The 14,410-nt window shown below is 38.4% G+C and carries 13 protein-coding genes; 8 read left to right on the plus strand and 5 right to left on the minus strand.

Going from position 1 to position 14,410, the window contains the following annotated elements:
• Positions 1-238: 238 nt before the first annotated feature.
• Positions 239-583, minus strand: a complete 345-nt coding sequence (locus tag ABTV71_RS13610; RefSeq protein WP_433903549.1) for a TfoX/Sxy family protein — start codon at positions 581-583, stop codon at positions 239-241.
• A 306-nt stretch (positions 584-889) separates the two neighbouring features.
• Here ABTV71_RS13610 and ABTV71_RS13615 point away from each other — a divergent pair, with 306 nt between their 5' ends.
• A complete protein-coding gene (locus ABTV71_RS13615) occupies positions 890-1,465 on the plus strand; it encodes a hypothetical protein (RefSeq protein ID WP_223585070.1) in 576 nt (191 codons plus the stop codon).
• 270 nt (positions 1,466-1,735) lie between these two features.
• Positions 1,736-2,359: a hypothetical protein gene (locus tag ABTV71_RS13620; protein WP_433903550.1), complete on the plus strand. Its 624-nt coding sequence runs from the start codon at positions 1,736-1,738 to the stop codon at positions 2,357-2,359.
• Positions 2,360-2,514: 155 nt separating this feature from the next.
• Here ABTV71_RS13620 and ilvD read toward each other — a convergent pair whose 3' ends face one another.
• Positions 2,515-4,203 carry a dihydroxy-acid dehydratase gene (gene ilvD, locus ABTV71_RS13625; protein WP_433903551.1) on the minus strand — a complete coding sequence of 563 codons (1,689 nt, stop codon included), beginning with the start codon at positions 4,201-4,203 and terminating at the stop codon, positions 2,515-2,517.
• Between the two features lie 10 nt (positions 4,204-4,213).
• Complete coding sequence (locus ABTV71_RS13630) at positions 4,214-4,783, minus strand: Crp/Fnr family transcriptional regulator (protein WP_088161870.1); 570 nt, start codon at positions 4,781-4,783, stop codon at positions 4,214-4,216.
• A gap of 361 nt (positions 4,784-5,144) precedes the next feature.
• Here ABTV71_RS13630 and ABTV71_RS13635 point away from each other — a divergent pair, with 361 nt between their 5' ends.
• Complete coding sequence (locus ABTV71_RS13635; protein ID WP_433903552.1) at positions 5,145-5,759, plus strand: hypothetical protein; 615 nt, start codon at positions 5,145-5,147, stop codon at positions 5,757-5,759.
• An 86-nt stretch (positions 5,760-5,845) separates the two neighbouring features.
• On the opposite strand, the gene ABTV71_RS13640 is transcribed toward ABTV71_RS13635, so the two are convergent.
• Entirely contained in the window at positions 5,846-6,355 is a 510-nt protein-coding gene (locus ABTV71_RS13640; protein WP_433903553.1) for a dihydrofolate reductase family protein, read from the minus strand.
• 89 nt (positions 6,356-6,444) lie between these two features.
• Between ABTV71_RS13640 and ABTV71_RS13645 the strand changes: the two genes are divergently transcribed.
• Entirely contained in the window at positions 6,445-6,786 is a 342-nt protein-coding gene (locus ABTV71_RS13645; protein WP_433903554.1) for a winged helix-turn-helix transcriptional regulator, read from the plus strand.
• A 195-nt stretch (positions 6,787-6,981) separates the two neighbouring features.
• Here ABTV71_RS13645 and ABTV71_RS13650 read toward each other — a convergent pair whose 3' ends face one another.
• Complete coding sequence (locus tag ABTV71_RS13650; protein WP_433903555.1) at positions 6,982-7,212, minus strand: TfoX/Sxy family protein; 231 nt, start codon at positions 7,210-7,212, stop codon at positions 6,982-6,984.
• A gap of 510 nt (positions 7,213-7,722) precedes the next feature.
• Between ABTV71_RS13650 and ABTV71_RS13655 the strand changes: the two genes are divergently transcribed.
• The 4 genes from ABTV71_RS13655 to ABTV71_RS13670 all read left to right on the plus strand — a co-directional run bounded on the left by ABTV71_RS13655 (position 7,723) and on the right by ABTV71_RS13670 (position 14,397).
• The gene (locus ABTV71_RS13655) at positions 7,723-8,430 is read left to right on the plus strand and encodes a hypothetical protein (RefSeq protein ID WP_433903556.1); all 708 of its coding nucleotides are present in this window, start codon (positions 7,723-7,725) and stop codon (positions 8,428-8,430) included.
• A gap of 203 nt (positions 8,431-8,633) precedes the next feature.
• Positions 8,634-9,245, plus strand: coding sequence for an RNA polymerase sigma-70 factor (locus ABTV71_RS13660; protein ID WP_433903557.1), 612 nt, complete (start codon positions 8,634-8,636; stop codon positions 9,243-9,245).
• A gap of 174 nt (positions 9,246-9,419) precedes the next feature.
• Positions 9,420-10,619 carry a FecR family protein gene (locus tag ABTV71_RS13665; RefSeq protein WP_433903558.1) on the plus strand — a complete coding sequence of 400 codons (1,200 nt, stop codon included), beginning with the start codon at positions 9,420-9,422 and terminating at the stop codon, positions 10,617-10,619.
• A 331-nt stretch (positions 10,620-10,950) separates the two neighbouring features.
• Positions 10,951-14,397, plus strand: a complete 3,447-nt coding sequence (locus ABTV71_RS13670; RefSeq protein ID WP_433903559.1) for a SusC/RagA family TonB-linked outer membrane protein — start codon at positions 10,951-10,953, stop codon at positions 14,395-14,397.
• The last annotated feature ends 13 nt before the right edge of the window (positions 14,398-14,410 follow it).

Here is a 14,410-nt window from a genome sequence, read left to right on the forward strand (position 1 = left end):
GGCATTAACAACGAATATAATGAGGATCTAAAGAAAAATAACCAGCTTTTTCTATCAAGAAGAATCAAAACCAGTAGCTGAGTTTTCTTATCCATTTGCTAGTAACATCGATATATAATAATTCAATTACTGTAATTGAAATTGACTGGCCTCCTGAGTGTAATCCAATCGTAAAATCATCTAGCTCATCCATTTGCGGTTATTATATTGCACACAGTATACCAATGTAAGTTGATTTTCATTTCTTCTTCGAGGCTCTTGCAGTTGGGTTATAATCAAGGCATATTTTTATCCAATATTCAAAATCATCAGTTCTTTGGAAACCGGCAGGCTCTACATAACAATAGCCTTTTAGTTGTTTTCCTTTCATAATCATCGGCAAGAAGCCTTTTTTTTCCGAGACTTCATCTTCCAGTTCTTCGCTATAGCGACACATCAGATTGTCATGGCTGATATTGATACACATTTTCCCATTCACCAAAAAAGATAATCCGCTAAACATTTTCTTTTCCTCAACGTCGATATTTTCTTCCATTGCAAGCCTTTCGCGGACGCGGTTGACAAGTTCATTGTTATAAGCCATCACTTCAGTTTTTCTGTTATTTAAAATTACTTAAAAACTGTCATTGTCAAGAGATCTTATCTTGTTATAAGATTCTTTTTTACAGAGCTTGCTTTGCATTAGACAGAGAATTGATTTAGCTATACCGTTTAGCCCAAAGATATCTCATTTATTATCACCATTAAAATGTAAATAAATTGCAGTAGGAAAGGGGAGAAAGCACTTATGATATACTAAATTAATACCATAATTTTAACTATATTTAGTACTGATTTATAATTTTTTACAAGCGCCTAGATAATTTAGAACCATTAGAACTACTTTATAATGGATTTTTTTAACCATATCAAAACAGTCATCAGTATCATCCTAGGATTGGGAATTGGTAGCTTACTTAACGGTACTGTCAAATTTGTCCAACATCCGGGAAGAACAAAACCCTACTGGATCCACTTATTGTGGGTATTGTATTTATTTGTTCAGATGATCCATTTTTGGTGGTGGGAATACAATCTGAGAGAGATGAGGGTCTGGACCTTCACCGAATATATTTTAATAATAACCTATATACTGCTCTACTTTACGCTTTGCCAGCTGCTGTATCCTTCGGATGTCAAAGATTATTCCGACAGCTATAGAAATTATTTTTTTTCAAGGAAAAAGTGGATTTTTCTATTACTAATTATGATTTATGGCGTCGATATATTGGATACACTGCTAAAGGGACAAACTTATCTGGAAAAATTGATGCCCCTTTACGGTGTGAAAATGGTTACTCATATTTCACTATGTGTCCTGCTTGCTTTTTCAAAAAGTAAAAAATCATTTTGGTATGCGGTCATGGTTATCTTTTTCATTATTTTCGAACTATACTTTATTTCCAGCAAATATTATATTGACTAAAAAAGTTAATATGCTTTTTTTCATCTGATTCATTTACTAAATAGTGATCTGAAAAATCAAATCGATCTGGAACTGGCTATACTTAAGAAAAGCTCTATTTCGTTTGACTACGGTTGGAAGCGACTGATAAATTAAGTAGATCTAATTTCTACAAAACTTCTTATATGAATTTTCCATTTTTGTTATTACTATTGGTCGCATTTTATACGGTCTCCAATGCACAAAATGAGAAAAAGTATTTAGCCTTTTAGAATTTGAACAAAAGAGCCTATGAAAGAAATCAAAAAACATCACAATATGCGCACGCTAGCCATTGCACTATTTTCGGTGGTATCTATTTTTTCGTGTATCTCTTGCAATTCCATATCGCCCAAGTATTTAGCACAAACTGCTGCGGCACATAGCGTTTCGAAGGTAGGGTTGAAGCAGACATACATCTTTGATAATTATCCCCAGAAGATAATAGGCCATAATAATAGCAGTCAGAAGAAGAGTGCAGCCTATAATGAATATTGTCTATGGAACTATATTGAACCAAATTACTATAAAACTGATAGTCTGCACTATCTTTACAAAACTTCATTGGAGCTCACCAAAAAAAATAAAATCCATTTCAAACTAATTGATACCTTAGGAAATGTCGTGCGTGAAAGAACGAGGAAAGTTAAGCCCGAACCGCAAAACTTTGTTTCTTTCAGAAATACCCACCTTGACATCTATGTATTAGTTAATAGATTCTTTACCGAGACTATTTGCTTTGCACTAGATAACCATGGTGATTTAGTCGTGCCAAGTGAGTCGACAGCTGGCGGTTTTCTTATTCTCTTTCCGCTCGCCGGCGCCCTTAACCATGATGCATATACTTATTGTCGTGTGGATACAGTCTCCAATTGAACGGATATAGATTGGAAAGAAATAATTTTAGCGGATTTGTTTCCGTAGTGCAACTTTATGATATTATGTTCTTTTTCTTTTAACTTCCATATTTGCCTAAATAGATTAGAATTAGCCGAGGACGTCAATTTTGCTAAACTGTAACGGTTTTATTTTCAAAAATCACAATTTAATATAGCACCGTTGCTTGCATTGCTAACAAGTTGCCGATATTGACTCAACCATTTGGAATTCAGTTTTTTTCTGATCGGAGTAAAGTTTTTTCCACGCAGTTGGATCTCCTCTTGGCTAATATCAGCTGAAAGTATATGTTTGTCAATATCAATAACAATGTGGTCTCCGTTTTTTAGTAAGCCAATCAATCCGCCTTCAGCAGCCTCAGGTGAGACATGTCCTATCGCTATTCCGCGAGTAGCTCCGCTGAATCGGCCATCTGTTACCAACGCTACAGAACTACCCAATCCCATCCCCATGATCAGGCTAGTAGGTGTCAACATTTCCTGCATCCCCGGGCCACCTTTGGGACCTTCGTAACGGATCACCACAACATCTCCAGCTTTGATCTCACCGGCAAGGATGCCTACTATGGCATCATTTTGACTATCATAGCAAACTGCAGTCCCGCTAAATTTCTTTTCGCCTGTGATTCCTGCGGATTTTACCACAGCTCCCTGCTCTGCAAGATTTCCAAATAGAATCGCCAATCCTCCAACAGGACTGTATGGATTGTTTATTGTATGTATGATTGTTGGATCTTTGATCGCTGCATTGGCAATCTTTTCGAATAGCATTTCGCCACCGACCGTCATATTATCCAGGAGAACATGGTTGCTGCGCTTGGTCATTTCGTTCATTACAGCGTTAACACCTCCGGCGCGATGGACATCTTCCATGTGAACGGTGCTTAAACTGGGCGATATTTTTGCGATGTGCGCTACTTGATCTGATATTGAGTTAATGTCCCTAAGCTGAAAATCTATATCTGCTTCGTGAGCTACAGCAAGCATATGAAGGACAGTATTGGTACTACCGCCCATGGCCATATCCACTGCAAAAGCATTCTGGATGGCGTTTGCATTGATGATGTTTTTAAGTTTGAATTGTTTGGAAAGCTGATCGTCTTTAGCGATTTCACAGATCCTTCTGGCTGATTCCCGATATAGATTTTCACGCTCGGGTGTTAATGCCAATATGGTTCCATTACCAGATAGTGCTATACCCATAGCTTCCATCAGCGTGTTCATGGAATTTGCTGTAAACATACCCGAGCAACTACCACCACTGGGGCATGCATTACACTCGATGTCTTTGAGCTCTTCGTCACTGATTAAGCCTGCTTCGTGTTTGCCCACAGCCTCAAAAGCTGTAGACAGGTCAATGGCAGTGCCATCTTTGGTATATCCTTTTCTCATGGGGCCTCCACTGACAAAGATTGTAGGCACATCTACACGTAGTGCACCCATAATCATCCCGGGTACAATCTTATCGCAGTTTGGGATAGCTATCATTGCGTCCAATTTGTGTGCATTCATGACGCTTTCAATTGAGTTGGCAATCAATTCTCGGCTGGGGAGCGAGTACAACATACCATCGTGTCCCATAGCAATACCATCGTCAATACCGATCGTATTGAATTCAAAAGGAATACACCCGTTTGCCTTGATTTCTTCTTTAATAATCTCAGCAACCTTATTCAGAAAAAAATGTCCGGGTATAATTTCGATAAAGGAGTTTGCCACTCCAATAAAAGGTTTATCAAAATCGTTATCATTTACGCCTGTGGCCCGAAATAGGGCTCTATGGGGAGTACGTTGGTATCCCTTCTTTACTTCGTCGCTTCTCATTTTTTATTAGTTAGATAGTAGATTTGAGCCTACTTAATGTTTCAGGTGATATCGCCAGATAAGCTGCAAGGTTGGCATTAGACAAACGCTGTACGAGCTCTGGATTATTTTTCAGTAGATCGCGATAGCGTTCTTTAGCGGTTTGGGTTAATAAGCTGCTGAGTTTATTATTTACAACAGTTAATCCATATTCGAGGATGTAGATATAAAAATTGTCCCAGCCAGGCATATTGTCTCTCAAAAAGGTAAAGTCAGTGTTGCTGATGCTGAGCACCTCCGTATCTTCTACGGCTTGGATAAATTCTGTAGCTGGCTGTCTTGAAATGAAACTGACGATAGAGGTTAGGAAAGTATGTTCAAAAGCCATGAACCGGGTTGCCGTTGATAGTTCGTCATTGCGAAAATATAGGCGCAAACAGCCCTTGCCGACAAAGAAAAGATAGTCTGCAATAGAACCTTCGTTGAGCAGATGGTCATTTTTCTTTATCGATTGGGGTTTGAAATAAGTTAGGGCCTCCGTTAATTGCTGTTCGGTTAACGACGCTTTTTCACGTAACAATTGTAATAGTTGCTCTCTCATCGCTTATTATTTATCGGTCAAAGATGCACTTTATATTAGGATATGGTCGTTGACATTGGTCAAAAACGTCAACGATTTATTAAAGTTTTAATCTCCTTTGATAATGGAACTTTGGTAAGTTTAAAGCTAACATAAAATTAAAATATGCGCCAGTTATTTCTTTTTAAGGTGCGAAACCTGTTCGTATGACTACGGTTGGAAGCAACGGATAGATTAAGTAGATTTAATTTTTACAAAACTTCTTATATGAATTTCCATTTTAGTTATTACTATTGGTCGGATTTTATACTGTCTTCTTTGCACAAAATGAAAAGAAAGCACTTAGCCATTTAGAATTTGAACAAAAGAGCTTATAAAAGAAATGAAAAAACATCACAATATGCGCGCTGTAGCCATTGCACTATTTTCGGTGGTATTTATTTTTTCGTGTATCTCTTGCACTTCCATATCGCCCAAGTATTTAGCACAAACTGCTGCGGCACATAGCGTTTCGAAGGTAGAATTGAAGGAGACATACATCTTTGATAATTATCCCCAGAAGATAATAGGCCATAATCATAGCAGTCAGCAGAAGAGTGCAGTCTATAATGAATATTGCCTATGGAACTATATCGAACCAAATTACTATAAAACTGATAGTCTGCACTATCTTTACAAAACTTCATTGGAGCTCACCAAAAAAAATAAAATCCATTTCAAACTAATTGATACCTTAGGAAATGTCGTGCGTGAAAGAACGAGGAAAGTTAAGCCCGAACCACAAAACTTTGTTTCTTTCAGAAATACCGATCTTGACATCTATGTATTAGTCAATAGATTCTTTACCAAAACTATTTGCTTTGCACTAGATAAACATGGTGATTTAGTCGTGCCCAGTGAGTCGACAGCAGCCGGTTTTCTTATTCTCTTTCCGCTCGCCGGCGCCCTTAACCATGATGCATATACCTATCGTCGTGTGGATACAGTCGCCAATTGAAAGATATAGATCCGAAAGAAATAATTTTAGCGGATTTGTTTCCGTCATTCAACTATTTTTGAAAGACATTTTTGGTCTGTTGTTATTCAGTCTTCTTTAGTTAGATGCAATTGAAGAAAACCGTTTTTAAGCGTCTGTGCTTTGTATCTGAACGTTGAACTTAACTCCTCATTGTTTGCTAAAATTGCTCCAGCACCAGTGATTATAGGACTGACGTTAAAATAAATATCTGTAACCAAATTCTTGTCAAAAAAAGCGTTGAAAGTACCTGCTCCGCCTCCAACGGCTATTTCCCGCACTCCTTTTGCAGACATATATGCAATTGCCTCTTCAGGACTTGCTATAGTCTTGTAGCCATCAGCCGTATAAGGTTTATCGGCCAATATGATGATTTCTATTCCATTAAAATGTTCTTTTACTTGATCTGGAAAATTTAGAAAATTTTCGAATGTTTTCAATCCTATTACTACATTTCCAACCTGCCTTACAAATTGTACGTAAAATTCCATTGCTTCCGGTGGTAGTTTATGATGCGGGTTATCGGATATCAAAATTCTTCCATTAGCTGAAATATTTGCGATTACTGTTACTTTCATAATGATTTTCCTTAAATTTCTGTTCAACAAAACTATTGGATATTCAATATATATTTACTATTCATTACCTTTAGGAAAGTAACTATCTGATGAGCAATAAAAATATTGATAAAGAAACGATATTGGCATTAAAAGATGGCATTGAATTGCTCAGTGGTAAATGGAAATTTTGTATCCTACACAATTTGCAGAAACACGGCACAATGCGGTTTAAAGATCTGCAAGAGATGGCTCAGGGAATATCCCCAAAAGTTCTATCCAACGAACTTCAGGAATTAGAAGATAATTTACTGATTAGCAGAACGGTTAATGACACCAAACCTGTGACCGTTTCTTATGCGCTTACCGCCTATGCTAAAGAAACGGAAGAAGTTGCCAATGCTTTAATTAAATTTGGTCTAAAGCATAGAGATAAAATTAAAGCAAAATGACGTTTCTAAGATTTGTAGGTTGTACTGCCTAAAAGTAGCTAAGTTCTCCAACTTTCCGACTGACTTTTCAGGCTCACTACTACCTGAAATCGAAAAAGTATACTGACACAAATTTATTTTTCATTTTTTCTTGGAAGCCCTCGCGGTTGGGGTATAATCAAGGCAGATTTTTATCCAATATTCAAAATCATTATGTTATTGAAAACCAGCGGGCTCTACATAACGATAGCCTTTTTTTTCCGAGTCCTCATCTTCCAGTTTTGCGCAATAGCGGCACATCAGATTGTCATGGCTAATATTGATACACATTTTCCCATTAACAAGAAAGGATAATCCGCTAAACATTTTCTTTTCCTCAACGTCGATATTTTCTTCCATTGCAAGTCTTTCGCGGACGCGGTTGACAAGTTCATTGTTATAAGCCATCACTTCAATTTGTCAGTTATTTAAAATTACTTAAAAACTGCATTGTCACGAGATTTTTCCTTATTATAATTTAAAGAATTATAATAAGATAAGGTTGTCTGCAAAAGATTGTCCGTCCAATCATGGATATCACTGATAACCGTGATTGTTTCATTCCATTTTTATTTCTAATATTGCTCATTCGATAAGTAGAATTTAAACGCATGAATATCTCCGATCAACAAATCCTGTTTATAAATACGCATTTCAATGATGGTATCCCGGAAAATGTAGCATTCTGACGATTGAATATTGATTTAATGGAATTGACCATTGAAAATAAAGGTAAATTACTGAACAAAAATATTGCGAACTTAGAAAATAATAAAAATCTGAAATACAACCTTGAACTAGGAAGTTTTGCCGCAACAAGTGATTAGAATCGCTTCAAAGTCATGGAATCTTAGTGAGAGACCAGCATTGCGTTTCGAAACCTGCTCAAATTATTATAAGAAATAACATGATAAAAAAATGAACCATAAATATCTACTACTACTTTTTCTTACAATAAGTCAATTTGCCAACGCGCAATTTGCAAAGATCATTGATAAAGATGGTTATGTAAATGTGAGGGAACAAGCCACATTGAATAGTGCCATAGTTTCAAAAATTGCTGCTGATGAAATTGTCTATGCCTTTCCCGATGAACAATTTGGCAATTGGGTGATTGTTGATTATACGGACAATCAAGAGAAGAATATTACAGGATATGTACACAGTTCAAGAATTAAGTTTGTCGGATCTTATATGCAGATCCCCAATATATCCTTTGATGACAACAGCACAACATTTAGATCAAAGGACGTCGCTGTGGAAATACGGTCTAACAAATTTGATTACGAAAAAAACAAAAAGTACTTTTCTTCAACTACATATGAAGACTATACCGTTACGGATAAATTTAAAGGACAGAAGCTCTGGGGAACAGATGGCGAAACCCCTACAAGTCATTATACATCTATAAAAGCCACGATAAAGGGGCGGAGCGTCCAAATTCCGGAAAAGGAAATTGAGAACCTCTTTAATGTCAACAATGAATTTGCAGCATGTTATTATGATGATCGGAATGATATTCTATATATCACTTCTGTAAATAGTGATGGGGCCGGTGGATATGCGATTTTATTTACGATTGAAAAAGGTAACTATAAAGGGCGAGTGGTAACTATTCCTTTTTAGGCGTATAGATATTCTTGATTTTGTTATTTCCCGTTAATATTAATAGGCGGTCCAATCCAATGACACAGTTCACGTTACACTCCCGTTTTTTATATATCAAGTAAATTTTAATAATTTGGCTATCACTTAGGGAATACATAATTATTTTGCCGTGCAAAATAATTATGTATATTAGCTCACCTTAAAGAGTCAGCTACCATTTGATGAAGAAAGCGAAGGTCGTTTATGATGAAGATGATTTGATGCAGTCGTTTAGATGTGGACAGGAAAGAGCCTTCGCCCATCTTTTTGACAAGTATTACAAATCATTGTGTTATTTTGCTAACCCAATCACGCTAGATAGCCAACAGGCAGAGGACATTGTATCCGAGTGCTTTTTCAAGCTGTGGGCTAATAAAGAAAACTTCGATACCTTGCAGAATGTCAAGGCATTTTTATATATCAGTTGTCGGAATGCTTGCATTAATTACTTAAGGAACCTCAAAAGGAGAAATACTGCGCAGGAACTTTATCTTTCCCAGCTAGAGCTATCTGAAGAAAATATTCTATATCAAATTATTGAGGCTGAGGTATTGCAAGCATTGAGCGATGAAATTGAAAATTTACCGGACAAATGTAGAGAAGTTTTTAAAATGCTTTACATTGACAATATGAAAACAGATGAAATAGCTGCAATATTGGGTATATCCGTGAAAACCGTCCGTGGTCACAAGGCTCGGGCAATTGAACTTTTAAAAACCCAGCTGTTAAAAAAAGGTGTCTCAATGGCTTTACTATTATCATTCTTATTTTTGATAGATCAAGTCCGAACATAAAATTTCATTTTCAAATATTTTTCTAGCCCTTCATATATCACATAGTTCCCTATATCACTATTAATGTCTTGAAATTTTAAAAAATGTAAAATAATTTCGGGCGTTTGTATAGGGCTTGGTGTTTTTATATAAATAGCAGACAGATAATTTATTTTGCTGCCTAATCAAGATACCATGTTTGATACTGAATTCAACATATCGAAATTAATTACGGACTATCTCCAGGGGAAGCTCACGGATTCAGAGCGCAAAAGATTGTTCCAATGGTTGGAAGAGCAACCTGCAAATAAAAGCCATTTTGATCGGTTTTATCAGGAGCAAATCTTGCAGCAAAATTTAAAAACCTTTGAGCATGCGAACAGGGATGTAATCTGGCAGAAAACACTTGATAAAATGGAGGAGGCTAACTTGCCATTCACAAGACCGGTAGTTAAAAGGATCTCTTTTCGTCTGGTAGCTGCTGCCGCAGTCCTAATCATTCTTGGTATATCACTGTTTGTATTGCAAAATGAACTTAAAACACCTTTGCCTATCCAGCAAGTTACTGTCCACGATGTCCCACCCGGAACATCTGGTGCAACCTTAACATTGGCCAATGGTAAGGAGATTAGCTTGTCTGACCAGCATGCTGGAACAATTGAAGAAGAGTCTGGCGTGAAGATAAGTAAGTTGGCCAATGGAGAACTGATTTATGAATTGTCATCGAAAGCAGATAATGCTACTGGTGAAAATACACTTTCAACAGCAAATGGACAGACCTATCAAATTAGATTACCCGATGGATCTAAGGTTTGGTTGAATGCTGGTTCATCACTCAGTTATAGCCCCATACTTATAAAGGATGGGAAGAGAAGAGTTAAACTTAAAGGTGAAGCATATTTTGAAATTTCCAAAGACAAGTCAAAACCTTTTATAGTGTCGACCGACAGGCAGGAAATTGAGGTTTTGGGTACAATATTTAATGTTAACGCGTATACAAATGAGCCAAACACCCGTACGACTTTATTAGAAGGGGCTATAAGAGTTCGTACTGGTTACAATGAAAAACTTGTCAAACCTGGCGAGCAGGCTATAGCAGAAGGACAACGCATCCAGATCAGACCTATAGACGTGGAAAATGTTGTAGATTGGAAGAGAGGGGATTTCTATCTCAATCATGTTAATTTCAAAGAAGCAATGCGAAAGATTGCACGTTGGTATAATGTTGATGTTATTTATGAAGACACTGTACCCGATGATATGGAGTCTGGTGGATGGATTTCCAGAGATCGGTCCCTTGCGCAGGTACTGAAATCCATTGAGTCCTCAGGAATGGTCAGCTTTAGAATCGACGGTCGCAAATTGTATGTAAAGAGACCAAACGGTGATAATTAAATTAAACGAACTAACCTTTTTATTAATCCTTAAAGTAGAAACAAATGAAACGATTATATAACTCGACTTAAAATTTTAATAGCCAGGAGCATTAGGGCGCTCCTGGTTGCGCTTGGACTATTTATGAATCAATCAAACAGTGGCCTCATCCGTGGAAAGCTAAGGCCTGCTGTTTTTCCAAACTAAACAAACTTAGTAAAAATTGTGCTTATGTACAATTTAGGTCTATTATCGCCTACTAATTTGTTTTAAAACCTAGATATACATGTACCAAACCTTTACCAACTATTATGGGAGGACCAAAGTCCTCTTGTCAAAAATTATGCTACTTATGCGACTAACCACCCTAATACTCATCGCTGGCATGATGCAGGTAAGTGCATCAACCTTTGGTCAAAAAATAACCTTGACAAAAAAAAATGTGTCCTTAGAATCGGTATTAAAGGAGATCCGAAAACAGAGTGGCTATGATTTTTTTTACGATGGGAAAATCTTGCCGAAAAGCGAACACATAAACGTAAGTTTTAAGCAAACGAATATAGATGATGCACTAAATATATTATTAAAAGACTTATCGCTAACCTATTCAATTGATGGCAAAATCATATCCATCAAACGGTCTGCCGAAAAAAAAAGGGGAATTGAACGGATTATTGTAAAAGGAATTGTCGTGGATGAATATGGGAAACCTTTGATTGGTGCCAAAATATTTGTTGACGATACCAACATTGCTACTGCTTCAAATGAGATGGGTGAATTTGTAATTCGTGATGTGGAGGCTGGAGCAACTATTTTTATTACTTACATCGGTTATCAAGCTACTGAACGCAAAGCCAGACCTGACCTAGGTACCATCCAAATGATGCCTGCTGTACAGAATTTAGATGAAGTAACAGTAGAATATAATACCGGTTATCAAAAGATTTCCCGCGAACGCGTAGCAGGATCGTTTGCCAAACCTAACATGAAGACGATGATGAACAGGACAACCAGTCCGAATGTTTTATCCCGCTTGGAAGGTCTAATCCCTGGGCTTTCCAGCGGAAGTGGTGGACAGTCCGGAGGGATGGTAATCCGTGGATCAACTTCTATCAATGTAGCTACCAAACCTTTGGTTGTTGTCGATGGTGTGGAAGTACAAAGTATCGAACAAGTCAATATGCAAGATGTAGATGATATTACGGTATTAAAAGACGCAACATCGGCTTCAATCTGGGGAGCTAAGGCAGCTAATGGTGTTATTGTAATCACCACAAAAAAGGGAAAGGCCAATTCGGAACTGAAGATCGATTATGATGGATATTATGCCTTTAATGGTCGTCCCAAGCGGGACTACCTTCCTGTATGGAATTCTAGGGATTTTATTGCAAGCGAAAAAGAAATTTTTCCGTTGGAAGCAGCGGGAACCACCTATGCTGCAGCAAGTGCTAATAGACTGGAGCCCCATCGGCAGATCTTATGGGATCAGCATCGCGGTGTACTTTCAGCGGCACAAGCACGGGCCAAATTGGATAGCCTCGCCAATATTGACAATTGGAAACAAGAAAATCAGCTTTTTTACCGGAATGCGGCACAGTACAATCAGACCATTTCTGCTTCTGGTGGAAGTGAGGTTCATTCGTTTTATGGCTCGCTTAATCATATTGGGACGATCAGCAATACTCCTGGGGATAGGGAAGATCAATATAAAATAAATTTCCGGAATGATCTCAAGCTGGGAAAACGTGTGAATCTTTATGTCAACACAGACTTGACCAATCTGATCAGCCGGAGTATAGGGTCAGGAGGAAATACGGCCCCACGCTATCAGCTTTATCAAGATGCAATTGGACAGCCATTGATCACAAATTATATTTCGCCATATGGCGAGGATGGATTGATGCCCAGTGAAGAGAATCGCATTATTCAACAGCGACGGAGCCGTATAAATTTGGACTATAGCCCGGTTCAGGAATTTAACACCCGTCGTTTTAGAGGAAACCAGTTAGCCGCCAGAATCGTTGGAGGTGGGACAGTTAACATTTTAAATGGATTAACCTTTACCGGTACCTATGGTTATAATGTGGCTTCCCGAAATGAACGTACGGTATTAGACGAATCCAGCTGGATTGTGAGGCGTGATCTGGTCCGATTCACTGTAGCTCCAGACGATGATGCCACGCCAGTTTATTACCTGCCCCAATCTGGGGGTCGATTGAATACGGCCAATGCTATTGATAAATCATGGACAGTCAGGAATCAGATGAATTATACGCGAGAATGGGACAAGAACTGGTTTAATATAATGGCGGGCCAGGAAGCAACACATCGCCAAATCGTAGATAACACATCGGTTTACTATGGCTGGGACGATCAGTTGCAGATATCTAGACCGGTAGATTTTGCTACATTAGCCCAAGGGATCAATGGAGTAGCAGGTCCGAGTGGACCGTTGGCGCCCAATTTGGGAGGGGGTGAAGGCCGCGTTGCGCGAACAACCTCTTATTTCGCTACTGCGGGATATACGTACGCTTCTAATTATACGCTGAATGCTAGCTGGAGAATTGACCAAAGTAATCTTTTTGGTCTGGATAAATCCGCCCAAAATAGGCCTGTATATAGTGTCGGTGCCAAGTGGTCACTGGGCAGGGAAACGTTTATGCAAGATTTTAAGAAAGTAGATGCTTTAGACCTCAGGTTTAGCTATGGCATCGCTGGTAATGCGCCCAATGTTGGCGAAGCAGCGTCTTTCGATATACTAGTCTCTGAGACGGATCCCAATGCCGTCACCGGTGGGGGGTTAATCTTATCAGTTCCTGCAAACAATCGCTTGACCTGGGAAAGGACACAAGTGTACAATGCAGGTTTAGATTTTGCTTTCTTTGGCAATAGATTGAATGGTTCCATTGATGCGTATATCAAAAATACCTCAGGGTTGATAGGTAATTTGTTTACTTCACCTTTTAACGGGTACTCCAGCGTAATAGGCAATTTTGGTGATATGCAAAACAAAGGAATCGACCTGAGCATCAGTTCCATCAATTTGCGAATGGAAGATTTTCAGTGGTCTACCAATTTGGTTTTGGGTTATAACCGTAATAAATTAATTAAGCTTAACCTTAACCCGCCTGTAACAGGTGCGGAGATGGTTGGGCAGCCTGGGGTTAGTATCATGGAAGGTCGTCCATTAAATTTGCTGTTTTCTTACAATTATGCCGGATTGGACGCTTCCGGAAATCCGTTGGCCCGGCGTGCCGATGGTACCCTAACATCAGCACCAAATGAGATTATGTCCCAAGATATGGTTTACAGTGGACTGACGCAGGCACCCTGGAACGGAGGCTTGACCAACACTTTTCAATACAGGAATTTTAGTCTCGCTATTAATATGATCTATAGTTTTGGGTACAAAATGCGTGATCCTCTGGACGGCTTAAGTTCTTTAAATCCAGAGTTTAATGACCGTTGGAAACAAGTCGGCGATGAAAGCCGTACTGACATTCCCAAATATGTTTTTTTGGCATCTGAAAATGCAGAGCGACAAACTGAATATTATCGCTACGCCAATACACGCGTTTTGGATGCGTCATATGTTAAGATCAGGGATATCAGTCTGGGTTATACCGTTCCGGGAATGTGGGTAAGTAGGATTCGGGCCAAAAGTATTGCATTTCGTTGTAACGTTTCTAACCTATTGGTTTGGACAGCAAATTCGCATTTTTACGACCCTGAAAACGAAGGGAATCGAATAAGGCCAGCACAGGGTACAATTTCCCTTGGAGCTCATTTAACTTTCTAAATTTAAATTTTTA

It is taken from the genome of Sphingobacterium puteale (assembly GCF_050986225.1).
GTDB lineage: Bacteria > Bacteroidota > Bacteroidia > Sphingobacteriales > Sphingobacteriaceae > Sphingobacterium > Sphingobacterium puteale.